Below are 23,895 nucleotides of genomic sequence, written 5' to 3'. Positions count from 1 at the left end.
CCGCACCACACCCTGGGGGACACGCCGTGGAACTCGCCCAAGTCCGGCTCCTGGTCACCGACTTCGCCGCCTGCTACCGCTTCTACGCCGAGGTGCTCGGGCTGAGGCCGCAGTCCGGGGCGAGCGAGGGGCCGTACGAGAAGTTCAGCCCGCACGCGGGTTCGGCGGGGATCGCCCTCCAGGACCGGACGATGATGGCCGCGATACTGGGCGAGCTGGCGGACGCGGCGACCGGGCACCGTTCGCTGGTGGTGCTGCGCGTCGACGACCTCGACGCCTACTGCGAGCAGATCGCCGATCGGGGCGCGGTCCTCCTGCACGGGCCGGCGGCGATGACGGAACGCATGCGGGTGGCCCATCTCAAGGACCCCGAGGGCAATGTGGTGGAACTGCAGGAGTGGCTGCTGCTGCGCACCTGAGGACGGCACCCCGGCACACCGGCACGGGTGACCTCTCCGAACACGTGAGTGGCCGTATGTCCCCTACCGCCACCGGCGGGACGGTGGCAGGCTGCCCTCCATGGGGGTATTGAGGCGGATTTGGGGCCGGCCGCGCGGGACCAGGGCGGCGGCCGTGGCAGGGCTGGTGGTGCTCGCCGTGGGCGGTGCGGTGGCGTGCCGGCCGAGCGACCTGAACACCGCGACGGTCGCCTACACCACCGACCGGACCGCCACCGCCGAGCTGAAACGCCAGCACGTCGACGTCGACTGGCTCACCTGCACCGGCAACTACGGGTCGGCGGCGAAGGGCACCGGGACCGCGAAGAGTTCGAAGACGCCTTCGGCCACCGCGACCACCGTCGTGTCCGTCGACTGCCGGGGCCGGACCAAGGACGGCCGGGACATCACCGTCACCGGCCGGGTCACCAAGGCCGTCAGCGGCGCCTGCGTGCGCGGGAACCTCGTCGCGAAGGTGGGCGGCAAGGAGTGGTTCCGGGTGAACGGGCTGGGCGACTGCGACGCCACACCCGGGCCGGTGTACAGCACCTACCGGCCGCCCACCTACGGGCAGCAGCCGGGCCCCACCGTGACCGTCACGAAGACCGTCTGGTGCCAGGGCGACCCCAAGTGCCGGCCGGTGCAGGGCAAGTGATCGAAATCGGCCACCGGGAACACGCCGCGGTGCATAGGCTGAGCGAGTGACTCAGGGTGCAGCGACAGGACCGCAGTCCTACCTCCGATTTCCGCACGTCCACGGCGATCTGGTCGCCTTCACCGCCGAGGACGACGTGTGGCTCGCGCCCCTGGACGGCGGCCGGGCCTGGCGGGTCAGCGCCGACAACGTCCCCGTGACGCTGCCGCGCATCTCGCCCGACGGGACCACGGTCGCCTGGACCTCCACCCGCGACGGCGCCCCCGAGATCCACCTCGCCCCCGTCGACGGCGGCCCGTCCACCCGCCTGACGCACTGGGGGAGTCCCCGTACCCAGGTACGCGGCTGGACCGCCGACGGCCAGGTCCTCGCGATCACCACCCACGGCCAGGCCAGCCTGCGGCGCAGCTGGGCCCACACCGTCCCGCTCGACGGCGGCCCCTCCACCGTCCTGCCGTACGGCCCCGTCGGCCATGTCGCCGCCGGCCCGCACACCGTGCTGCTGTCCGCGCCGATGGGGCGGGAGGCGGCCTGGTGGAAGCGGTACCGGGGCGGTACGGCGGGCAAGCTGTGGATCGACCGGGAAGGCGCCGGCGAGTTCGTACGGCTGCACGCGGAGCTGGACGGGAACCTGGAGTACCCCGTGTGGGCCGGCGACCGGATCGCGTTCCTCTCCGACCACGAGGACACGGGCGCCCTGTACTCCTCCCTCGCCGACGGCTCCGACCTGCGCCGGCACACCGCACTCGACGGCTTCTACGCCCGGCACGCGTCCGGCGACGGCACCCGCGTCGTCTACGCCTCGGCCGGTGAACTCTGGCTCCTCGACGACCTGGAGGGCGCCGAGCCGCGCCGTCTGGACATCCGGCTCGGCGGGCAGCGGGTGGACCGGCAGCCGTACCCGGTCAACGCGACCCGCTGGTTCAGCTCCGCCTCGCCCGACCACACCGCGCGCGGCAGCGCCGTCCTGGTGCGCGGCGGCGTGCACTGGGTGACCCACCGCTCCGGTCCGGCGCGTGCGCTCGTCGCCCAGCCGGGGGTGCGGGCCCGGCTGCCCGTCACCTTCCGCGTGGACGCCGAGGAATGGGTGGTGTGGGTGACGGACGCCGAGGGCGACGACGCCCTGGAGTTCGCCCCCGCCACCGGACTCGTGCCCGGCGCCACCCCGCGCCGGATCGCCGCCGGACAGCTCGGCCGGGTCCTCGACCTCGCCGTCGCCCCCGACGGCGGCCGGGTCGCCGTCGCCGCCCACGACGGACGCCTCCTCCTCGTCGAACGCGAGACGGGCGAGGTCCGCGAGGTCGACCGCAGCGAGGACGGCGACGTCTCCGGACTCGCCTTCTCACCCGACTCCGGCTGGCTCGCCTGGTCCCACCCCGGCGCCGGCGGCCTCTGCCAGCTCCGCATCGCCCACACCACCGACCTCACCGTCACCGAGGCCACCCCGCTGCGGTTCCGGGACTACGACCCCGCCTTCACCCGCGACGGCAAACACCTCGCCTTCCTCTCCACCCGCTCCTTCGACCCGGTCTACGACGAGCACGTCTTCGACCTCGCCTTCGTGGTCGGCGACCGCCCGCACCTGATCACCCTGGCGGCCACCACCCCCTCGCCGTTCGGCCCGCAGCGGCACGGCCGCCCCTTCGAGACCCCCGACAAGGACGAGACCCCGGACGCCGAGGGCACCCCCGCCACCCGCATCGACCTGGAGGGCCTCGCCGACCGGATCGTGCCCTTCCCCGTCGAGGCCGGCCGCTACTCCACGCTGCGCGCCGCCAAGGACGGCGTCCTCTGGCTGCGCCACCCGGTGCGCGGCGTCCTCGGCGCCTCCCGCGCCCACCCCGAGGACCCGGCGCCCAAGACCGAGCTGGAGCGCTACGACCTCGCCCAGCAGCGCATCGAGTACCTCGCCTCCGACGCCGACCACTTCGAGGTCAGCGGCGACGGCAAACGCGTCCTGCTCTGGGCCGACGGCAAGCTCAAGGTGGTACCCAGCGACCGCCGCGCCTCGAACGACGACGACAGCGACACCAACATCACCGTCGACCTCTCCCGGGTCCGGCAGACCGTCGACCCGGCCGCCGAGTGGCGGCAGATGTTCGACGAGACCGGCCGCATCATGCGCGACCAGTTCTGGCGGCCCGACCTCGGCGGCGTCGACTGGGACGGCGTCCTGGACCGCTACCGCCCGCTCGTCGACCGCTGCGCCACCCACGACGACCTCGTCGACCTGCTCTGGGAGGTCCAGGGCGAACTCGGCACCTCGCACGCCTACGTCACCCCGCGCGGCGGCCACGGCCACGGCGCCCGGCAGGGCCTGCTCGGCGCCGACGTCTCCCGGCACGACGACGGCAGCTGGCGCATCGACCGGATCCTGCCCGCCGAGACCTCCGACCCCGGCGCCCGCTCCCCGCTCGCCGCACCCGGCGCCGCGATACGCCCCGGCGACGCGATCGTGGCGGTCGCCGGCCGCCCCGTCGACCCGGTGACGGGCCCCGGCCCGCTGCTCGTCGGCACGGCCGGCAAGGCCGTCGAACTGACCGTGTCCCCGGCGGGCGGCGGTGAGTTGCGGCACCCGGTCGTCGTCCCGGTCGCCGACGAGGAGCCGCTGCGTTACCACGCGTGGGTGGCCGACCGCCGGGCCCACGTCCACGAGCTGTCCGGCGGCCGCCTCGGCTACCTCCACGTCCCCGACATGCAGGCGCCCGGCTGGGCCCAGATCCACCGCGACCTGAACGTGGAGATGGCCCGCGAGGGTATCGTCGTGGACGTCCGCGAGAACCGCGGCGGGCACACCTCCCAGCTCGTGGTGGAGAAGCTGGCCCGGCGGATCGTCGGCTGGGACCTGCCGCGCGGCATGCGCCCGCAGAGCTACCCGCGGGACGCGCCCCGCGGACCGGTCGTGGTCGTCGCCAACGAGTTCTCCGGCTCGGACGGCGACATCGTCAACGCGGCGATCAAGGCACTCGGCATCGGCCCGGTGGTCGGCACCCGCACCTGGGGCGGCGTGATCGGCATCGACAGCCGCTACCGCCTGGTCGACGACACGCTGGTCACCCAGCCGAAGTACGCGTTCTGGCTGGAGGGCTACGGCTGGGACGTGGAGAACCACGGCGTCGACCCGGACGTGGAGGTCGTACAGACCCCGCAGGACTGGGGCGCGGAGAGGGATCCCCAGCTGGACGAGGCCATCCGACTTGCACTGGAGGCATTGGAGAACAGTCCCGCGAAAACGCCGCCGGTGTTGCCGACCTAAGGGGCGCTGGGGGTACCCCCGGCCGAAGGCTGGGGGAGGAACCGCGCGACCAGCCCCCACCGGGCGCGCAACCGACGACGATACGATGCCCCCGAAACCGATCACGGGGCGAGGAGAAAACATGGCAGGGGAACCCCAGGACGACTGCCTGTTCTGCAAGATCGCCGCAGGCCACGTCCCCGCGACGATCGTCCGGGAGACGGACACCACCGTCGCCTTCCGGGACATCAACCCCCAGGCGCCCACCCACGTCCTGGTGATCCCCAAGGTCCACTACAGGAACGCGGCCGAGCTCGCCGCAGGCGAACCCGCCGTCGCCGCCGACATACTGCGTGAGGCGCAGGCCGTCGCCGACGAGGACAAGCTGGAGAGCTACCGCCTCGTCTTCAACACCGGCAGCGGCGCCGGCCAGACCGTCTGGCACGCGCACGCCCACGTCATCGGCGGCCGCGGCCTGCAGTGGCCGCCCGGATAGCCAGCCGTGTCCGTACGCGAACTGGTGGTCCTCGGCACCGCCAGCCAGGTCCCCACCCGGCACCGCAACCACAACGGCTACCTGCTGCGCTGGGACGGCGAGGGCATCCTCTTCGACCCCGGTGAGGGCACCCAGCGGCAGATGCTGCGGGCCGGGGTCGCCGCCCACGACCTGAACCGGATCTGCGTCACCCACTTCCACGGCGACCACTCCCTCGGCCTCGCCGGCGTCATCCAGCGCATCAACCTCGACCAGGTCCCGCACCCGGTCACCGCGCACTACCCGAGGTCCGGGCAGCGCTTCTTCGACCGGCTCCGGTACGCCACCGCCTACCGCGAGACCGTCGGCGTCACCGAGGCCCCGGTCGACGCGGACGGCGACCTCGCGGTCACCCCCGGCTACACGCTGGAGGCCCGCAGGCTCTCCCACCCCGTCGAGTCGTACGGCTACCGGCTCACCGAGCCCGACGGCCGCCGCATGCTGCCCGAACGGCTCGCCGCGCACGGCATCACCGGCCCCGACGTCGGCCGCATCCAGCGCGAGGGCGTGCTCGGGGGCGTCACGATCGACGAGGTCAGCGAGGTGCGGCGCGGCCAGCGGTTCGCGTTCGTCATGGACACCCGGCTGTGCGAGGGGGTGCACGCGCTCGCCGCGGGCTGCGACCTGCTCGTCATCGAGTCCACCTTCCTCGACGAGGACGCCCGACTCGCCGCGGACCACGGCCACCTGACGGCCGGACAGGCGGCGGCCGTCGCCCGCGACGCGGGCGTACGTCACCTGGTGCTGACCCATTTCAGCCAGCGCTACTCCGAACCGGAGAACCCCGAGAGCTTCGAACGGCAGGCGCGGGCCGCCGGCTACGCGGGCGAGTTGACCGTCGCCCACGACCTGCTCCGAGTGCCGGTCCCGAAGCGCAGGTGAAGCGGCCGTACGATGCTTTGATGCCCCTCCCGAAAGCAGAACTGCACCTCCACATCGAAGGCACCCTGGAGCCCGAGCTGGCGTTCATGCTGGCCGCGCGCAACGGCGTCGAGCTGCCCTACGCGGACACCGACGCGCTGAGCAAGGCCTACCGGTTCGAGGACCTGCAGTCCTTCCTGAACCTGTACTACGAGCTGATGACCGTCCTGCGCACCGAGCAGGACTTCGACGACCTCGCCGACGCGTACCTCTCGCGGGCCGCCGCGCAGGGCGTGCGGCACGCCGAGATCTTCTTCGACCCGCAGGCGCACCTCGCGCGGGGCGTGGACATGGGGACGGTCGTCGAGGGCCTGTGGCGGGCGCTCGGCCGGAGCGCCGAGAACCACGGGATCTCCACCCGCCTGATCATGTGCTTCCTGCGGGACGAGTCCGCCGAGTCGGCGATGGCGACGCTGGAGGCGGCGAAACCGTACCTCGACCGGATCACCGGTGTCGGGCTCGACTCCGCCGAGGTCGGGCATCCGCCGGCCAAGTTCCGCGAGGTGTACGAGGCGGCGGCCGGGCTGGGGCTGCGGCGAGTGGCCCACGCGGGTGAGGAGGGGCCGCCGGAGTACATCACCGAGGCGCTGGACGTGCTCGGCGTCGAGCGCGTCGACCACGGGCTGCGCTGCCTGGAGGACCCGGAGCTGGTGGCGCGTCTGGTGCGGGAGCGGATCCCGCTGACGCTGTGCCCGCTGTCGAACGTCCGGCTGCGTGCGGTCGACGTACTCGCCGACCACCCGCTTCCGGCCATGATCGACGCTGGGCTGCTGTGCACCGTCAACTCCGACGACCCGGCCTACTTCGGCGGCTACGTCGCCGACAACTACCACGCCGTGCGCGACACCCTGGGCCTGTCCAGGGAGCAGATGCGGGCACTGGCCCGCAACTCCTTCCTCGCGGCCTTCCTCGACGACGAGGAGGAACTGCGGGCGCGGTACCTCGCCGAGGTGGACGCCTACGAGTTCGGCGGGGCCCACGGCTGAGCGCTCGCTTCGCTTGAAGTGCCGCGATCTGCCGTCTGCGGCGCCGTCGTGGCTGGTCGCGCAGTTCCTGCCCCCAGCGCCCCTTTGGGGGCGCTGGGGGGTCACGCCGCGACGTCGAGCCGCACCGGCGTGCTGTCGGTGAGGGTCGCGCCGGTCGTGACGGTGGTGGTTGTGCGCCGCAGCGCCACCGCCGTCAGCGGCAGCGCGACGACCAGCAGGCCCACCGCGAGGATCGTCCCCATCGCCGGGAAGCCGGCCCGCGCCGCCAGCAGGCTGCCGGTCATCGGGCCGACGGCCGTCCCCAGCGACGACGCCGACCCGACCAGCACCGCCCAGCGGCCCCGCGGGTCGAGGGCGGCGGCGAGCCCGATGACGTACGACAGGACGACCGGGTAGAGCAGGTTCCAGGCGATCTCGCCGGACGCGAACGTCGTCAGGTCGGTCGCGGACGCGCTGAGCGCGATACAGCCCGCGATCAGCACGGTGCCCAGACCTATGGGCAGGGCCCTGCCGAGCCGCGGGCCGAGGGCGCCCGCGCCGACCACGCCGAGCAGGCCGGTGCCGAGCGCCACCGCGAACACCGCGCCGACGGTCGCCTCGCCGAGGTGCGCCTGCGTCAGGCCGATCCTGCCGCTGAGACCCCACAGCGAGTTCTGCGCGGCCGACCAGCACGGCATCGCGGCGGCCAGCAGCAGGCCCGAACGCAGGTGGGGGAGGCGGGAGCCGGAGGCGGCGCGGGGGAGGGCCGGGGCGGTGCGGGGGGACAGGCGGGCGGTGAGCGGCCAGACCGCGAGCGCGGTGAGCGCGATCGCCGCGAGGGGCTGCGCGTGGCCGGGGCCGAGGTGCGGGACCGTCAGGTAGACGGCGCCCGCGAGGGCGGAGACGCCGAGGAGGCCGAGGGTGGTGGTGCGGTGGGGGTCCCGCTGCGACGCGATGCCGGTGGCGGCGACCGCGGTGACCGTGCCGGAGCCGAAGCCGCCGACGACGGCGCCGGCGACGACCGCGGGGACGGCGGTGGTCAGGGCGGCGCCGCCGTAGCCGAGGACCGCGAGCAGGAGGCCGAGGCGGGCGAGCGTGCGGGGGCCGATGCGGTCGACCCGGGACGCGAGGAGGAAGCCGGCCGTCGCCGAACTGAGCAGCAGGGCACTGCCGACGGCGCCCGCCTGGGTCGCGGAGAGGGGGAGCCCCGATTCGAGCCGGCCGACGGTGGTCGGCAGGAGGTACGGGGCGAGGTACCCGGCCGTGAAGAGGGCGACGAGGGGCCAGGGGGTGGTGCGGGGGGCGGACACGGGCGTTCCCAGGGCATGCGAAAGAGGCGGCTCAAGAAGGGGGTTGGGCGCAGGCCGTCGAGAGACAGGAACGCGCGGGCAATTTGTATCAAGCGAGGGGGGCCCGAAGAAGCCCGGGGGGTGTGATGTGGGTCATGTTCGGTTTCGGGCGTAAGAAGGGGGGTAGAAGCGCCGCGCGCCGTGAGGGGAGCGGTGCGTTCGCGGGTGCGGCCTGGTGGGGGCTGGCCGCGCAGTTCCTCCCCCAGCCTTCGGCCGGGGGCACCCCCAGCGCCCCCTACGGGGCGCTGTTCAGCCCGCGGCTGAAGAAGAAGCGCCCACTGCAGCGCCCCATTAGGGCGCGGGGAACTGCGCGAGCAACCCCCACCAGGCCGCACCCGGCGACGAACCGGCCCCCCGCCTCAGCGCCAGTTGACCGTGCCGCCCGTCGTCGCTGACTCGATCCGTGTGCGGATCTCCTGCATCACCGCCACGATCCGCCCCTCGTGCTCCGGCGTGAGGCGGGCCACCGGTACCGAGCAGCTGATCGCGTCCTGGGCCGGTGTGTCGTAGCGCAGGGCGAAGCCGTAGCCGGTGATGCCCAGGACGCCTTCCTCGCGGTCGATCGAGTAGCCGCGGGCTCGCACCTGGGCGAGGTCGGCGGCCAGTGCGTCCCTGGTGGCGCGGGTGTTGGGGGTCAGGGCCTCGTACGGGCCCTCGGGGAGCTCGGCGTCCGGGCGTTCGGCCAGCAGCGCCTTGCCCAGGGCACCGGCGTGGGCCGGCAGGCGGCGGCCCACCCTGCTGATCGTGCGCAGGTACTCGTGGGACTCCCGGGTCGCCAGGTACGCCACGTCCGGGCCGTCGAGCCGGGCCAGGTGGATCGTCTCGCCGAGCGCCTCCGAGGCCTCGTCGAGGTAGGGGCGTACGAGGCGGACGCGCGGGTCGGAGTCGAGGTAGCTGGTGCCGGTCAGCAGGGTGCGGATGCCGATGCCGTAGAGGGAGCCGGTGGTGTCGGTGCGCACCCAGCCCCTGGCGATCAGCGTCTGGAGCAGGGCGTACATCGAGCTGCGCGGGACGCCGAGGCCGTCTGCCAGTTCCTGGAGGCGGGCCGGGCGGTCGCCGCGGGCGGCGAGGAGCTCCAGCAGCTCCACGGTGCGCGCCGCGGACTTCACCTCGCGGACCCCTGCTGTCTCGGACATGTGCAGATCGTAGGGGGGCGGCGGTGGTGCGTGCCGTTGACGGGGTGTGTTCGCATATCTAGTCTCTGTCTTCATACGTAGATGTCATCTGCATGGGGAGATCGAAAGATGAATGCGGTGGCCGGACGGCCTGAGCAGGTGGCGCGGAGGCTGCGGGAGGGGATGGCGGGCGGGGTGCTGTCGTTCCCGCTCACCTCGTTCCGCGCCGACGGCTCCCTCGACGTGGACGGGTTCCGGGAGTACGTGGCCGGGCAGCTGGCCGCCGGGCCCGGTGCCGTCTTCCCGGCCTGCGGGACCGGGGAGTTCTTCTCGCTGGACGAGGAGGAGTACCGGCAGGTCGTGGGCGTGACGGTCGAGGAGGCCGGCGGAAGGGTGCCCGTGGTCGCCGGGGTGGGGTACGGCTGGGCGCAGGCCGTCCGGTTCGCCCGCATCGCGGAGGAGGCCGGGGCCGACGCCCTGCTCGTGCTGCCGCACTACCTCGTCGCCGCGCCGCAGGACGGACTCGTCGCCCAGGTGGAGGAGATCGCGGCCCGCACCGGGCTGCCCCTCGTCGTCTACCAGCGCGGCCAGGTCACGTACACCGCCGGGTCGCTGGCGCGGATCGCCGCCGTCCCCGGCGTCATCGGCCTCAAGGACGGGCACAGCGACCTCGACCGGCTCCAGCGGCTCACCCTCGCCGCCCCCGACGGCTTCCTCTTCTTCAACGGCGCCGCCACCGCCGAGATCCAGGCCCGCGCCTACGCGACGGTCGGCGTCCCCGCCTACTCCTCCGCCGTGCACGCCTTCGCCCCGGAGATCGCCGACGCCTTCTTCGCCGCCCTCCGCGACGGTGACCAGGGCACCGTCGACAAGCTGCTGCGCGGCTTCTACGTGCCGCTCGTCGAACTGCGCGACCGGGTGCCCGGCTACGCGGTGTCACTGGTGAAGGCGGCGGCCCGGCTGCGCGGCCGGCCGGTGGGTCCCGTGCGCGCCCCGCTCACCGACCCCTCGGCCTCCGACCTCGCCGACCTCGAAGCCCTGCTCGGCACCGGCCTCGACCTCGTGGGAGCGTCCCGGTGAACCTCACCATCACCGACGTCCGCCTCACCCCGGTCCTCGTCGCGGACCCGCCGCTGCTGAACACGCAGGGCGTGCACCAGCCGTACACGCCCCGGCTGATCGTGGAGGTGGAGACCGCGGACGGGGTGGTCGGGGTCGGGGAGACCTACGGGGACACCAAGTACCTGGAGCTGGCCCGGCCGTTCGCGGAGAGACTGCGCGGGCGGCAGGCCGGTGACCTGAACGGGCTGTCCGGTGTCGCCGGCGAGGTCGCCGTGGACGCGGGCCGGGTGGCAGGCCGGGCCGACGTCGGCGGGCTGCGGGGCGTCCAGACCGCCGAGAAGCTGCGGCTGTCCGTCGTCTCCGGGTTCGAGGTCGCCTGCCTGGACGCCCTCGGCAAGGCGCTCGGACTGCCGGTGCACGCACTGCTCGGCGGGAAGGTGCGCGACTCCGTCGAGTACAGCGCGTACCTCTTCTACAAGTGGGCCGCGCACCCACCGGGCGTGCCCGCGGAACCCGACGACTGGGGAGCCGCGCTCGACCCGGCCGGGGTCGTGGCGCAGGCCCGCCGCTTCACCGAGCGGTACGGGTTCACCTCCTTCAAGCTCAAGGGCGGGGTCTTCCCGCCCGAGGAGGAGATCGCGGCCGTACGCGCGCTGGCCGAGGCGTTCCCCGGGCACCCGCTGCGGCTGGACCCGAACGGCGCCTGGTCGGTGGAGACCTCGCTGAGGGTGGCGAGGGAACTGGGCGACGTCCTCGAGTACCTGGAGGATCCGGCCCTCGGCACCCCGGCGATGGCGGACGTGGCGGCGGGCACGGACGTGCCGCTCGCGACCAACATGTGCGTGACGACCTTCGGCGAGATCGCGGAGGCGTTCACGCGCGGGGCCGTGCAGGTCGTCCTCTCCGACCACCACTACTGGGGCGGGCTGCGCAACACCCGGGAACTGGCCGCCGTCTGCCGGACCTTCGGCGTCGGCCTCTCCATGCACTCCAACACCCACCTCGGGATCAGCCTCGCCGCGATGACCCACGTGGCCGCGACCGTCCCGGACCTCCACCACGCCTGCGACACCCACTACCCCTGGCAGTCCGAGGACGTCCTCACCGAACGCCTCGCCTTCGACGGCGGCCGGATCACCGTCTCCGACACCCCCGGACTCGGCGTCGAACTGGACCGGGAGCAGCTACGACGGCTGCACCGGCGGTGGCTCGACGACGACGGGACGCTCCGCGACCGCGACGACGCGGCGGCGATGCGGGCGGCGGAGCCGGGCTGGACGGCACCGGCCGTGCCCCGCTGGTAGGCCCCGCCCGATCCGGCGGTCGTACGGCCGGAGCGGCCGCCGCTCCCGTGACATGGTGCACACTGGCCGGACCCGCACCACGTCAGGGAGCGCACCGTGACCGCGTCCAACGCGTTCGCCGGAGAGGAACCGGAGTACCTCGACGACGGCAGAGGAGCACCAACACCGCACTGCGCCGCGCAGGTCGACCCGCTGGCCGCCCTGCGCACGCCGGACGATCCGCCCTGGGACGTCTACCTCACCGGCACCGTCTTCCTCGACATCGTCTTCACCGGCCTCGACACCGCCCCGGTGCGCGGCACCGAGTCCTGGGCCCGGGGCATGGGCTCCAGCCCCGGCGGCGTCGCCAACATGGCCACCGCCCTCGCCCGCCTTGGCCTGAGAACCTCCCTCGCGGCCGCCTTCGGCGACGACCACTACGGCGAGTACTGCTGGGACGCGCTCGCCCAGGGCGAGGGCATCGACCTCTCCCCGTCCCGGACCGTGCGCGGCTGGCACTCGCCGGTCACCGTCTCGATGGCGTACGAGGGGGAGCGGACCATGGTCTCGCACGGGCACGAGCCGCCCGCGGACCTGCTGTTCCGCCAGCAGAACGCACCCGGCCACCCCGCCCGCGCGCGCGCCGCCGTCGCCTCCCTCACGCCCGGCAAACGCAACCCCTGGATCGCCAGGGCGGCCGCCGAGGGGACCCGGATCTTCGCCGACGTCGGCTGGGACGACACGGGCGCGTGGGACCTCGCCGGCCTCGCCGACCTGGAGCACTGCGAGGCGTTCCTGCCCAACGCGGAGGAGGCGCGACGGTACACCGGCGCGGACTGCCCGCGGGCCGCCGCGCACGCCCTCACCGAGTACGTGCCGCTCGCCGTCGTGACCCTCGGGGCGGAGGGCGCCTATGCGGTCGACGGACGTACCGGCGAGTCCGCGGAGGTGCCGGCGATCGCCGTGGAGGCCCTCGACCCGACCGGCGCCGGCGACGTCTTCGTCGCGGGCTTCGTCACCGGCACGCTCGCCGACTGGCCGCTCGCCGACCGCCTCGCCTTCGCGGGGCTGACCGCGGCACTCTCCGTCCAGGAGTTCGGCGGCTCCCTGTCCGCTCCCGGGTGGTCGGAGATCGGGGCGTGGTGGCGCAAGGTCCAGTCGGTGCCGGGGCAGGATCCGGCCGCGCTGCGGCGGTACGCGTTCCTGGAGGGCCTGGTACCGGAGGAGGACCAGGTACGGCCGTGGCCCCTGCGGCGGGCGGTACCGACGATCGGCTTCGGGCGCGCGGGGTAGGGGGGCGGGCCGGGGGTGGGGGCGCTTACCGGCGCTGGCAGGGTGCCTCCCCCAGCCTTCGGCCGGGGGACCTCCAGCGCCCACCCGTGCCGCCCTGCGGCACGCCTGCCCGCAGCTGGGTATGTAGGACGCGGCTGGGGGTACCCCCGGCCGAAGGCCGGGGGAGGAACTGCGCGACCAGCCCCCATCGGCCCGCAGCCGACGAACGGCCCTTACCCCCCGAGCACCCCGGCGACCTGCTGACGCACCAGCGACCGCCCCGCCTCCGACACCCCCGCCAACGCCCCGGCGAACAGCTCCTCCGCCCCGCCCCCCTCGGCGGTCACGCTTCCGCTGGTCACCTCGTAGCCCTCCCGTACCGCGACCCTCAGCACGCCCTCCGAGTCCACCGCCGCGGCGGCGACCGTGGGGACCTCCCCGCCCGCCGGGTCGGCCACCTTCGCGTACGCCGCCGTCACCGGCTCCCGCCAGCGCAGCGCCAGCACGACCGGGGACTTGGCCTGGACTTCCGCGAGGTCCACCCGGTGGACCCCGTCCGGCGTGAGCACGTCGGCCCACGCGTCCAGCGCGATCGCCGCCGGCAGCAGGTCCCGCAGGCTGGACCCGGCGACGTTCCCGCCGACCGTCGCCGCCCGGCGCACCGCCCCCGTTCCGACGCCCTTCGCCGCCTGCCGCAGCACCTGCGGAAGCCGGTCGTCCACCTGACCCAGCAGCACGGCGCCGCCCAGCACCCCGTTCCCCACCGCCGTCGCCTCCGGTACCTTCCGCAGGGACACCGCCTGTTCCGGGAAGCCGTCCCGCTGCCACGCGGCCCATATCAGGGTCGCTCCGCCGACGGGTACCGCGCCCTCGGCCAGGCAGTCGCGGGCCTCGGACACCGACGTGGGCAGACGCAGCAGCACGGCTACCTGCTTTCTGTGCGGACAGGTGGCGTGGAGCGAACGCGGCCCCGAGGCCACGTGAGGGCGGTGACGGCCCGATCCTGCCCCGGCGTGCGGGAGCGCATGCAGGGCTCACGGCCGCACCGGGGGCGCCTTTCCCGGGAAAAGCCCTACGGCGTTGTCAGCCCCGCGTCGTACGCTTGATATCGCGAGGCCGCCCTCAGCTACGCGGCCGTGACGAGGAGGAACCGCAGGCCTTAAGCGCCGGCCCATGACTCAGACACCCACAGCTCACACTCCCGCGCAGCAGCAGGCCCGAGCTCAGTTCGAGGTTCCCGCCCAGCACCCCATGGTCACCGTGCTGGGATCCGGCGACTCCCTGCTGCGCGTGATCGAGAAGGCCTTCCCGGCGGCCGACATCCACGTCCGGGGCAATGAGATCAGCGCGGTCGGCGATGCCCGTGAAGTCGCCCTCATACAGCGCCTGTTCGACGAGATGATGCTGGTGCTCCGCACCGGACAGCCGATGACGGAGGACGCAGTGGAACGCTCGATCGCCATGCTGCGGGCGAGCGAGAACGGGGAGGGCGCGGAGGAGACCCCGGCCCAGGTTCTTACCCAGAACATCCTGTCCTCGCGCGGCCGCACCATCCGCCCCAAGACCCTCAACCAGAAGCGGTACGTCGACGCGATCGACAAGCACACGATCGTCTTCGGCATCGGGCCCGCGGGCACCGGCAAGACCTACCTGGCCATGGCCAAGGCGGTGCAGGCCCTGCAGTCCAAGCAGGTCAACCGCATCATCCTGACCCGGCCGGCGGTCGAGGCGGGCGAGCGGCTCGGCTTCCTGCCGGGCACGCTCTACGAGAAGATCGACCCCTACCTGCGCCCGCTGTACGACGCGCTGCACGACATGCTCGACCCCGACTCGATCCCGAAGCTGATGGCTTCGGGGACCATCGAGGTGGCGCCGCTGGCATACATGCGTGGCCGGGCGCAGCCGCGGTTCACGAACCTCCTGACGCCGGACGGCTGGCGTCCCATCGGCGACCTTCAGGTCGGCGACCTGGTCATCGGCTCGGATGGCGAGCCGACACCTGTCCTCGGTGTCTACCCGCAAGGCGAGAAGGACATCTACCGCGTCACTGCCCAGGACGGCTCCTGGACACTGTGCTGTGGCGAGCACCTGTGGACGGTCCGCACGGCTTCGGACAAGCGCCGCAACAAGCCGTGGCGGGTCCTGGAGACCCGGGAGATGATCGGTGATCTGCGCGCGGCGCATGCCCGCCGGTACGAACTGCCGATGCTCACCGCACCGGTGTGCTTCCCGGAGCGGGAGGTCCCCATGGACCCGTACGCGCTGGGGCTTCTGCTGGGTGACGGCTGCCTGACCGGCACCACCACGCCCTCCTTCGCCACGGAAGACCCGGAACTGGCGGTAGCCCTGGAATCGGTGCTGCCCGGAATCCAGGTCCGGCACAAGGGCGGACCCGACTACGTCCTGAACCGGATCAAGTCCCCGGGCGATGTCGTCACGCTGGAGAACCCGGTCACCCGGGTCCTGCGCGAACTGGATCTGCTGCGCACTCGCTCGCACACCAAGTTCGTGCCGGACGACTACCTGTACAACTCGGCCGAGGTGCGTTTGGCCGTCCTCCAGGGCCTCCTCGACTCCGACGGCGGTCCCGTCGCCCAGAAGGACCGGACCTGCCGTATCCAGTACACGACGACATCGACCATGCTCCGCGACGACGTGATCGCACTCGTGCAGTCGCTGGGCGGGGTCGCGTGCACCCGCCGCCGGGTTGCCGAGGGCCGCAAGCCGGGCCTGGCGAACGGGCGCGAAGTCGCTTACCGCCGCGACGCCCACATCATCGACATCCGTCTCCCCGAAGGCATAGAGCCCTTCCGTCTCGCCCGCAAACGCGACAAGTACCAGGCGGCCGGAGGCGGTGGACGCCCGATGCGGTTCATCGACTCGATCGAGCCGGCGGGCCGGGAGGAAACCGTCTGCATCCAGGTGGCCGCCGAGGACTCTCTGTACGTCACCACGGACTACCTGCTGACGCACAACACCCTCAACGACGCTTTCATCATCCTGGACGAGGCCCAGAACACGAGCCCTGAGCAGATGAAGATGTTCCTCACCCGGCTCGGCTTCGATTCGAAGATCGTCATCACCGGTGACGTGACGCAGGTCGACCTGCCGAACGGCACCAAGTCCGGCCTGCGCCAGGTGCAGGACATCCTGGACGGCGTGGACGACGTGCACTTCTCGCGGCTGACGTCCCACGATGTCGTACGGCACAAGCTGGTGGGCCGTATCGTCGACGCGTACGAGAAGTACGACAGCACGCACGGCACGGAGAACGGCACGCACAAGGGCGGCCGCTCGAAGTCCGCGCACAAGGGGAAGTAGACAAGCACAGCGCCATGTCGATCGACGTCAACAACGAGTCCGGAACCGAGGTCGACGAGCAGGCGATCCTCGACATCGCCCGCTACGCGCTCGCACGGATGCGCATCCACCCGCTCTCCGAGCTCTCGGTGATCGTCGTGGACGCCGACGCCATGGAGCAGCTGCACATCCAGTGGATGGACCTGCCGGGTCCGACGGATGTCATGTCGTTCCCGATGGACGAACTGCGGCCGCCGTCCAAGGACGAGGACGAGCCGCCGCAGGGGCTGCTCGGCGACATCGTGCTCTGCCCGGAGGTCGCCGCCAAGCAGGGGGCCGAGGCCGAGACCCAGCACTCCATGGACGAGGAGCTCCAGCTGCTCACCGTCCACGGCGTGCTGCACCTGCTCGGCTACGACCACGAGGAGCCCGACGAGAAGGCCGAGATGTTCGGCCTCCAGGCGGCCATCGTGGACGGCTGGCGTGCGGAGCAGGGCCTGACCGGGCCCTCCCCGGCGCCGACGGTCTCGTAGGCGGGCGGGTCGTTCTCGAATGAGTCCGCAGATCGTCCTCGGTGCGATCGCGCTGGTGGTCGTCGCCTGGCTGGCCGCCTGCGCCGAGGCGGGTATCGCCCGTGTCTCCAGCTTCCGGGCCGAGGAGGCGGTCAAGTCCGGGCGGCGCGGCAGCGCCAGGCTCGCCGAACTCGCCGCCGACCCCACCCGCTACCTCAACGTGGCGCTGCTGGTCCGCGTCGCCTGCGAGATGGCGGCCGCGGCGCTGGTCACCTACGCCTGCCTCCAGGAGATCCCCGCCACCTGGCAGGCGCTGCTCGCCGCGATCGGCGTGATGGTGCTCGTGTCGTACGTCGCCGTCGGCGTCTCCCCGCGCACCATCGGCCGCCAGCACCCGCTGAACACGGCGACGGTCGCCGCGTACGTGCTGCTGCCGCTGGCCCGCGTCATGGGTCCGATCCCGTATCTCCTCATCCTCATCGGCAACGCCCTCACCCCCGGCAAGGGCTTCCGGCGCGGCCCGTTCGCCTCCGAGGCCGAACTGCGGGCGCTGGTCGACCTCGCCGAGAAGGAGTCGCTGATCGAGGACGAGGAGCGCCGCATGGTGCACTCGGTCTTCGAACTCGGCGACACCCTGGTCCGGGAGGTCATGGTCCCGCGCACCGACCTCGTCGTCATCGAGCGGTACAAGACGATCCGCCAGGCCCTCACCCTCGCGCTCCGCTCGGGCTTCTCCCGGATACCGGTCACCGGGGAGAGCGAGGACGACATCGTCGGGATCGTGTACCTGAAGGACCTGGTCCGCAAGACGCACATCAGCCGCGACGCCGAGTCCGACCTGGTCTCCACCGCCATGCGGCCCGCGTTCTTCGTGCCCGACACCAAGAACGCCGGCGACCTGCTGCGCGAGATGCAGAAGGAACGCAACCACGTCGCCGTCGTCATCGACGAGTACGGCGGCACGGCCGGGATCGTCACCATCGAGGACATCCTGGAGGAGATCGTCGGCGAGATCACCGACGAGTACGACCGTGAACTGCCGCCCGTCACCGACCTCGGCGACGGCCGCCACCGGGTCACCGCCCGCCTCGACATCACCGATCTCGGCGAGCTGTACGGCCTGGAGGAGTACGACGACGAGGACGTGGAGACCGTGGGCGGCCTGCTCGCGAAAGCCCTCGGCAGGGTGCCGATCGCCGGTGCCTCCGCCCAGGTCGAACTCCCCGACGGCCGCAGGCTGGCCCTCACCGCGGAGTCGGCCGCCGGCCGGCGCAACAAGATCGTGACGGTGCTGGTGGAGCCGGTTCCGGTGCCCGACGCCCCGGAGGACGACCCCGAGTGACCCCGGACCAGCTCCGTGCCTTCTGTCTCTCCTTCAACGCGGCGGACGAGGACTTCCCCTTCAGCCCGGACATCTCGGTCTTCAAGGTGCTCGGCAAGATGTTCGCGCTGAGCTGGATCGACGCGAAGCCGCTCAAGGTCAACCTCAAGTGCGACCCCGAGGACGCGGTGCGGCTCCGCGACGAGTACGAGGGGCTGATCGCGCCGGGGTACCACATGAACAAGCGGCACTGGAACACCGTGACGGTGGACGGCGGCCTGCCCGACCGGCTCGTGCGAGAGCTGATCGAGGACTCGTACGACCTTGTCGTCGCGGGTCTGCCGAGGGCGGAGCGGCTGCGGCTGGACCGGCCGTAGCCACGGCGGCCCGCGCCCGGGGCCGTACGGAGTCAGACCGTCCGGCACCTCGGCTGACTCCGTCCGGGGGGGCGGGGGAGGAGCGGGTGCCGGTCCGGGTTGTTCGTATGCTCGGGGCATGACCGACAGCAACGCGCTTGGCGCCGAGGACCGCAAGATCGTCACCCTGGCCCGCTCGGCCCGGGCCCGCAACGGGGTGCCCGAGGGGGCGGCCGTGCGGGACTCGACGGGCCGTACGTATGTGGCGGGGACCGTGGAGCTGGCCTCGCTGAAGCTGAGTGCGCTGCGGACGGCGGTGGCGATGGCGGTGGCCTCGGGGGCGGAGTCCTTGGAGGCCGCGGCGGTCGTGAGCGGGGCCGAGGGGGTCACGGCGGAGGATCTGGCCGCGGTGCGGGATCTTGGGGGGCCGGGGACGCCGGTGCTGCTGGCGGGGACGGACGGGGAGGTTCGGCTCACTGTCCCTGCCTAGTCCTCTTCCCACCCGCCCAAACCGACTCGCCCTGCTGAGAAGCGAGGTCTTGTCTGACTCCGTCGGGGGGGGCGAGGGTCGGTTGACCGGGGGTGGCTGGGGTGTGGGGCGGGTGACGGCGTGTGGGGGTTGCTCGCGCAGTTCGCCGCGCCCCTTTGGGGCGCCTGTGCTGGTCCCACCTGAAGGGGCGCGGGGAACTGCGCGATCAACCACACACCACCCGCACCCGCCCCACACCCCCGCCACCCCCTCGCCGTCACCCCCCTCCGCGCAGTCGGCCAAATTTCAACCTTGTAGGTCTGTGGCGCTCGCGCATCAATGGGGACCGTAAGTTCCGACGGACCGTCAGATTCGGCCCCGCGGTGTGTCCGCACCCACCCGGACCGGGGTCACCGTCCCACATGGCATTCCCACGCAACGGGAAGGGAACCGATCCCATGAAACGAATAGCCACCGGTGCGGCACTCGCGGCGGGGACCCTCGCCGTCACGGCGCTGGCCTTCGCGCCCACGGCCGCCGCCGTCACCCCGACCACCGCCACCGTCACCGCCAGCTGCGGCATCTTCGGCGGCGGCACGGCCACCCTCACCGCGACCCAGAGCGGCACGAGCGCGACCCTCACGCTCACCTCCAGCGCGATCACCACCCCGCTCGCGCTGTCGGCGAACTCCATCGCCTCCACGCTGACCATGGCCAACTCGACCGGCGCCAACCGGGTCTTCAGCGGTACCGTGAACCCGGCCATGGCCGCCGGCTCCCCGGTCACCGTCGGCCCGCTCCCGGGCACCGTGGCCGCCGGTGACAGCCTCGACTTCTACAAGGGCTCGCTGAAGATGGTCATCTTCGGCGTCACCGTCACGTGTACGTCCAGCGCCGCCCAGTCCCCCGGCCCGTTCGTCTTCTGAGCCGCGTGACGGGTTCGTTCCGGATGCCGCAGAAGCTGATGAACCGTCAGGTTTCTGCGGCATCTCCATTGACTTCTCACGCGGCCTCCACATCAATGGCCCCCTGTCGGCGCAGAGGAGCCGCTGCGCCCGCAACCCTCAGGAGGGGGCTTCCATGGGTTCACCCCCAAGATCACGAAGATCCCGACGGTGGCGCTGGATCTCACTGTTCGGGGCGACCGCGCTCGCGGTCACGGCGGGCGGTGCGCTGGCCTGTCCGGCCGGTGCCGCCGGGACGAACGTCGACTTCGCCACGCACTGCATCCCGCCCGCCGTCGCGGGCCTCCCGCCGATCGACGGCACCACCACCGCCAACGTCTCGGTGGACAACACCGCCCCGAAGGTCGGCGACACGGTCACCGTGACCTACACCGTGGTCACGCCCGCCGCCAACAACCCCACCGCGCTCGCCCTGCCGGCCGACATCATGACGCCGACCGGGAAGGTGACGCTGGGCGGCGCGCAGACCGGGGACGTGACGGTGACCGGGCCGAAGAAGAACGATCCGGTGCCGGGGTACGGGACCTTCCCGTCGTTCTCCATGACGGGCACGTTCACCGTCACCTCGCCGGGGGCCATCACCCTCTCGCCCGGTGACTACAACATCCACACCAGCTACATCCTGGAGCTGGACACCCCGTGCACGGTCACCAACCCGCCCGCCCCGGTGTCGGAGACCGTCACGGCGACCTCGACCACCCCGGTCAACACCCGCGCCATCAGCCTGGACAAGGCCTCCGGGAACCCCGGTGACAGCGTGACCGTCACCGGGAAGAACTTCACGCCGGGGGCCACCGTGACGCTGGCCGGGCGGTCCGGCAGCAGCCAGACCGCCGACACCGCCACGGCGACCGCGGGCTCCGACGGTTCCTTCAGCGCGCCCGTCGTCGTCAACGACAAGACGACGACCGGGATCGTGGCGTACGAGGGGAGCGCGTGGAGCGACGACCTGGGGGCCGGACCGGCCGCCTACACCGTCAACGACACCACGCCGGTGCCGCCCGGCAGCCAGAAGCTGACCACCACCGTCAAGGCGGGGACCCTGTCCATGTCCCAGGCCGGGGACTCCGTCGCGCTGTCGGCGGTCGACTTCGGGCAGGGCGGGGCGTCCACGGGCAACCTGCAGACCGTCACCGTCAAGGACTTCCGTGGCGGGCCGGCCGGCTGGTCGCTCACCGGCAAGGTCACCGACTTCACCGGTCCCGGCGCCAAGATCGACGCCGGGAAGCTGAGCTGGACGCCGGCCTGCGCGACCAAGGCGGGCAGCCCCAGCACCTGTGCGGCCGGTTCGGCGGGCACCGTCGGCAGCTCCGGGGCGACCCTCGCCTCGACGCCGGACGCCACGCTCACCGGCGGTGAGTTCACGGTCGACGCCGGACTCTCCCTGGACGTACCGGCGTTCACGCCTCCGGGGTCGTACTCCGGAGTCCTGACCCTGACCCTCACCTGAGCCAACTCCCCTGTGGCGACCGGGCTTCCGAGTGACGAGGAACCCGGTCGCCACCCGACCCGCTTCCGACCGGGGGTCCGCACCCATGCGTCGCGTCAAGCCGTATGTCCTCCTCCTGAGCCTGATCCTCGGCGTCCTCTGCACGGCGGGTCCCGCGCGCGCCGCCGACAACGGAAGCTGGTCCGTCTATCCGGTCGCCTCGAAGATCGCCGCGCGGCCGTACTTCTACCTCTCCCTCGACCCCGGGCAGACGATCACCGACAAGGTGGCCGTCGCCAACAAGACCGGCAAGCCGCTGACCTTCCGGCTGTACGCGGCCGACGCCTACAACACCCGGCGGGACGGCGGCTTCGCCGTCCGGACGGTGCAGGAGAAGATGCGGGGGGTGGGGGCCTGGGCGCAGCTCGGGAAGGCCCGGGTCACCGTGCCCCCGCACCGGACGGTCACCGTTCCGTTCGCCCTGCACGTACCGAAGGGTGCCGAGCCCGGTGACCACCCCGGGGCGATCGTCGCGCTGGACGAGAAGGTCGATCCGGGGTCCGGGTCCCTGGCGCTCGGCGTGCAGCGGGCGGTCGGCGCCCGGGTCTACCTGCGGGTGAGCGGGCCGACGCTCCCGGCCCTCGCCGTCGAGAACGTGCACGTCAGCCACCACCAGCCGCTCGTCCCCGGCCTCGGCGCCAGCACGGCGACGATCTCCTACACCCTGCACAACACCGGGAACGTGACGCTGGACCCGAAGGTGCGGCTCCGTGCGGAGGGCCTGTTCGGCCGCACGCTGCTCACCCGCGACCTCACCGGCGTCCCCTCCGAGCTGCTGCCGGGGGAGCGGGTCGCGCTCACGGCGCGCTGGCGGGACGCGCCCCAGCTCGACTGGGGGAAGGTGACGCTGACGGCCAGCGCGACCGGCACCAGGGAGTCGGCGAGCGCGTCGTTCCTCGCCCTGCCGTGGCTGGTGCTGGTGGTGGTGTTCGCCGCCGGGGCGGCGGGCGGCGCGCTGTTCGCCCGCACCCGCCGTGGCCGGGTCCGCGGGAACCCATTCGCCGGGCTGTTCAGAGGGCGTCGGGGCCGCGCTCGCCCGTCCGCACCCGTACGACCGTCTCCACCGGCAGCGCCCACACCTTCCCGTCCCCGATCTTCCCCGTCTGCGCGGCCTTGACGACCGCCTCGATCACGGGTTCGGCGTCGGCGTCCTCGACGACGACCTCGATGCGGACCTTGGGGACCAGGTCGACGCGGTACTCGGCGCCCCGGTAGACCTCGGTGTGGCCGTGCTGCCTGCCGTAGCCGCTGGCCTCGGTCACGGTCAGGCCATGCACGCCGAGCTCCTGGAGCGCGGTCTTCACCGCGTCGAGGCGGTAGGGCTTCACGATCGCGGTGATGAGCTTCATGGGTGGCTCTTGACCTTCTGGGCGGTGGGGACGACGGAGTGGGCGACCGGGGCACCGTGGCCCAGGACCCCGTGATCGTAAGCGGTCTCGGCATGCACCGTAAGGTCCAGGCCGGTGTGCTCCTGGTCCTCGGCCGCCCGGAAGCCCATCGCCTTGTCGAGCAGCTTGCCGATGCCGTACGTCACGGCGAACGCGTACGCGGCGACGGCCACCACCGCCACCGTCTGTTTGCCGAGCTGGGCGAGCCCGCCGCCGTAGAAGAGGCCCTCGGCGGAGCCGGTCATGGCCTTCTCGGCGAACAGGCCGATCAGGAGGGTGCCGATGATTCCGCCGACCAGGTGAACGCCGACGACGTCGAGGGAGTCGTCGTAGTTCAGCCTGAACTTCCAGCTCACGGCGTACGAGCAGACCACGCCCGCGGCGAGGCCGACGACGAGGGCGCCGAGCAGGGAGACCGAGCCGCAGGACGGGGTGATGGCGACCAGGCCGGCGACCGCGCCGGAGGCCGCGCCCAGCGTGGTGGGGTGGCCGTCGCGCTTCTGCTCGACGAAGAGCCAGCCGAGCAGGCCGGTGCAGCCGGCGGCGAGGGTGTTCAGGAAGACGGCGGCGGCCAGCCCGTTGGCGCCGAGCGCGCTGCCCGCGTTGAAGCCGAACCAGCCGAACCAGAGCAGGCCCGCGCCGAGGATCACCATCGGGAGGTTGTGCGGCCGCATGGCGTCCTTCTTGAAGCCGAGCCGGGGGCCGAGGACCAGGCAGAGGGCGAGGCCGGAGGCGCCGGAGGTGATCTCGACGGGCAGGCCGCCGGCGAAGTCGAGGGCGCCGAGGCGGTGTGCGACCCAGCCGCCCGGGCCCCACACCCAGTGCGCGACCGGAACGTATACGAGCAGTGCCCAGACGGGGACGAACACCAGCCACGCCCCGAACTTCGCCCGGTCCGCGATCGCACCGCTGATCAGCGCGGCCGTGACGATCGCGAAGGTGAGCTGGAAGGTGGCGAAGAGGAGGGTGGGGACGGTGCCCTGGACGCTGTCCGGGCCCAGGCCGCTCATCCCCGCGTGGGCGAGGTCGCCCAGCAGCCCGGCCCAGGCGTCGTCCCCGAAGGCGAGCGAATAGCCGCCCGCCAGCCACACCACCGTCACCAGGGCGATCGACACGAAGCTCATCATCAGCATGTTGAGGACGCTCTTCGTGCGGACCATGCCGCCGTAGAACAGGGCCAGACCCGGGGTCATCAGCAGGACCAGGGCGGTGGCGGCGAGCAGCCAGGCGGTGTCACCGGTGTCGGCGTGCGCGGCGGAGAGGAAC

General features: G+C 72.6%; 22 protein-coding genes. 17 read left to right on the top strand and 5 right to left on the bottom strand.

All coding sequences use genetic code 11. From position 1 onward, the window contains the following. Positions 1–26 precede the first annotated feature (26 nt). The 6 genes from JF597_RS17580 to JF597_RS17555 all read left to right on the top strand — a co-directional run bounded on the left by JF597_RS17580 (position 27) and on the right by JF597_RS17555 (position 6,769). Positions 27–419, top strand: a complete 393-nt coding sequence (locus JF597_RS17580; RefSeq protein WP_293995562.1) for a VOC family protein — start codon at positions 27–29, stop codon at positions 417–419. A gap of 154 nt (positions 420–573) precedes the next feature. Beyond that, the gene (locus JF597_RS17575; RefSeq protein ID WP_293995559.1) at positions 574–1,092 is read left to right on the top strand and encodes a hypothetical protein; all 519 of its coding nucleotides are present in this window, start codon (positions 574–576) and stop codon (positions 1,090–1,092) included. Positions 1,093–1,138: 46 nt separating this feature from the next. Beyond that, a complete protein-coding gene (locus JF597_RS17570; protein ID WP_293995557.1) occupies positions 1,139–4,348 on the top strand; it encodes a S41 family peptidase in 3,210 nt (1,069 codons plus the stop codon). Positions 4,349–4,469: 121 nt separating this feature from the next. Then, a complete protein-coding gene (locus tag JF597_RS17565) occupies positions 4,470–4,823 on the top strand; it encodes a histidine triad nucleotide-binding protein (protein WP_293995554.1) in 354 nt (117 codons plus the stop codon). A 6-nt stretch (positions 4,824–4,829) separates the two neighbouring features. After that, positions 4,830–5,744 (top strand): ribonuclease Z, encoded by a 915-nt coding sequence (locus tag JF597_RS17560; protein ID WP_293995551.1) that lies wholly within the window; start codon positions 4,830–4,832, stop codon positions 5,742–5,744. A gap of 20 nt (positions 5,745–5,764) precedes the next feature. Beyond that, positions 5,765–6,769 (top strand): adenosine deaminase, encoded by a 1,005-nt coding sequence (locus JF597_RS17555; protein ID WP_293995549.1) that lies wholly within the window; start codon positions 5,765–5,767, stop codon positions 6,767–6,769. A gap of 101 nt (positions 6,770–6,870) precedes the next feature. On the opposite strand, the gene JF597_RS17550 is transcribed toward JF597_RS17555, so the two are convergent. Next, positions 6,871–8,058, bottom strand: a complete 1,188-nt coding sequence (locus JF597_RS17550) for an MFS transporter (protein WP_293995546.1) — start codon at positions 8,056–8,058, stop codon at positions 6,871–6,873. A 398-nt stretch (positions 8,059–8,456) separates the two neighbouring features. Beyond that, the gene (locus JF597_RS17545) at positions 8,457–9,233 is read right to left on the bottom strand and encodes an IclR family transcriptional regulator (protein WP_293995543.1); all 777 of its coding nucleotides are present in this window, start codon (positions 9,231–9,233) and stop codon (positions 8,457–8,459) included. Between the two features lie 108 nt (positions 9,234–9,341). On the opposite strand from JF597_RS17545, the gene JF597_RS17540 reads away from it, so the two are divergent. The 3 genes from JF597_RS17540 to JF597_RS17530 all read left to right on the top strand — a co-directional run bounded on the left by JF597_RS17540 (position 9,342) and on the right by JF597_RS17530 (position 12,850). Continuing rightward, complete coding sequence (locus JF597_RS17540; RefSeq protein WP_293995540.1) at positions 9,342–10,292, top strand: 5-dehydro-4-deoxyglucarate dehydratase; 951 nt, start codon at positions 9,342–9,344, stop codon at positions 10,290–10,292. Further along, positions 10,289–11,578, top strand: coding sequence for a glucarate dehydratase family protein (locus tag JF597_RS17535; RefSeq protein ID WP_293995537.1), 1,290 nt, complete (start codon positions 10,289–10,291; stop codon positions 11,576–11,578). Before JF597_RS17540 ends, JF597_RS17535 begins: the two co-directional genes overlap by 4 nt. Positions 11,579–11,674: 96 nt before the next feature. Further along, positions 11,675–12,850 carry a PfkB family carbohydrate kinase gene (locus JF597_RS17530; RefSeq protein WP_293995534.1) on the top strand — a complete coding sequence of 392 codons (1,176 nt, stop codon included), beginning with the start codon at positions 11,675–11,677 and terminating at the stop codon, positions 12,848–12,850. Positions 12,851–13,062: 212 nt separating this feature from the next. On the opposite strand, the gene JF597_RS17525 is transcribed toward JF597_RS17530, so the two are convergent. Beyond that, positions 13,063–13,752 carry an FAD binding domain-containing protein gene (locus JF597_RS17525; protein ID WP_293995531.1) on the bottom strand — a complete coding sequence of 230 codons (690 nt, stop codon included), beginning with the start codon at positions 13,750–13,752 and terminating at the stop codon, positions 13,063–13,065. Between the two features lie 250 nt (positions 13,753–14,002). Here JF597_RS17525 and JF597_RS17520 point away from each other — a divergent pair, with 250 nt between their 5' ends. The 8 genes from JF597_RS17520 to JF597_RS17485 all read left to right on the top strand — a co-directional run bounded on the left by JF597_RS17520 (position 14,003) and on the right by JF597_RS17485 (position 22,358). After that, positions 14,003–16,150 (top strand): PhoH family protein, encoded by a 2,148-nt coding sequence (locus JF597_RS17520; protein WP_293995529.1) that lies wholly within the window; start codon positions 14,003–14,005, stop codon positions 16,148–16,150. A gap of 14 nt (positions 16,151–16,164) precedes the next feature. Continuing rightward, entirely contained in the window at positions 16,165–16,662 is a 498-nt protein-coding gene (ybeY, locus tag JF597_RS17515) for an rRNA maturation RNase YbeY (protein WP_234539372.1), read from the top strand. A gap of 19 nt (positions 16,663–16,681) precedes the next feature. After that, positions 16,682–17,983, top strand: a complete 1,302-nt coding sequence (locus JF597_RS17510; RefSeq protein WP_293995524.1) for a hemolysin family protein — start codon at positions 16,682–16,684, stop codon at positions 17,981–17,983. Further along, positions 17,980–18,339, top strand: a complete 360-nt coding sequence (locus JF597_RS17505) for an MmcQ/YjbR family DNA-binding protein (RefSeq protein WP_293995522.1) — start codon at positions 17,980–17,982, stop codon at positions 18,337–18,339. Before JF597_RS17510 ends, JF597_RS17505 begins: the two co-directional genes overlap by 4 nt. A gap of 118 nt (positions 18,340–18,457) precedes the next feature. Then, positions 18,458–18,808 (top strand): cytidine deaminase, encoded by a 351-nt coding sequence (locus tag JF597_RS17500; protein WP_293995520.1) that lies wholly within the window; start codon positions 18,458–18,460, stop codon positions 18,806–18,808. Between the two features lie 437 nt (positions 18,809–19,245). Further along, the gene (locus tag JF597_RS17495) at positions 19,246–19,713 is read left to right on the top strand and encodes a hypothetical protein (protein WP_293995518.1); all 468 of its coding nucleotides are present in this window, start codon (positions 19,246–19,248) and stop codon (positions 19,711–19,713) included. Positions 19,714–19,867: 154 nt separating this feature from the next. Further along, the gene (locus JF597_RS17490; protein WP_293995516.1) at positions 19,868–21,202 is read left to right on the top strand and encodes a beta-xylosidase; all 1,335 of its coding nucleotides are present in this window, start codon (positions 19,868–19,870) and stop codon (positions 21,200–21,202) included. An 85-nt stretch (positions 21,203–21,287) separates the two neighbouring features. After that, a complete protein-coding gene (locus JF597_RS17485; protein WP_293995513.1) occupies positions 21,288–22,358 on the top strand; it encodes a DUF916 domain-containing protein in 1,071 nt (356 codons plus the stop codon). Here JF597_RS17485 and JF597_RS17480 read toward each other — a convergent pair. Together JF597_RS17480 and JF597_RS17475 are read right to left on the bottom strand one after the other, a co-directional pair. After that, positions 22,252–22,590 carry a P-II family nitrogen regulator gene (locus tag JF597_RS17480; RefSeq protein ID WP_293995510.1) on the bottom strand — a complete coding sequence of 113 codons (339 nt, stop codon included), beginning with the start codon at positions 22,588–22,590 and terminating at the stop codon, positions 22,252–22,254. The two genes, JF597_RS17485 and JF597_RS17480, sit on opposite strands and share 107 nt — an antisense overlap. Next, positions 22,587–23,895 (bottom strand): ammonium transporter (locus JF597_RS17475; RefSeq protein ID WP_293995508.1); only part of this gene is annotated, 1,309 nt, incomplete at its 5' end. The genes JF597_RS17480 and JF597_RS17475, both read right to left, overlap by 4 nt.

The sequence above is a fragment of the Streptomyces sp. genome (assembly GCF_019510245.1).
Classification (GTDB): domain Bacteria; phylum Actinomycetota; class Actinomycetes; order Streptomycetales; family Streptomycetaceae; genus Streptomyces.
Note: the sequence above shows the minus strand (reverse complement) of the source record. Positions and strands in the feature narration are given on the sequence as shown.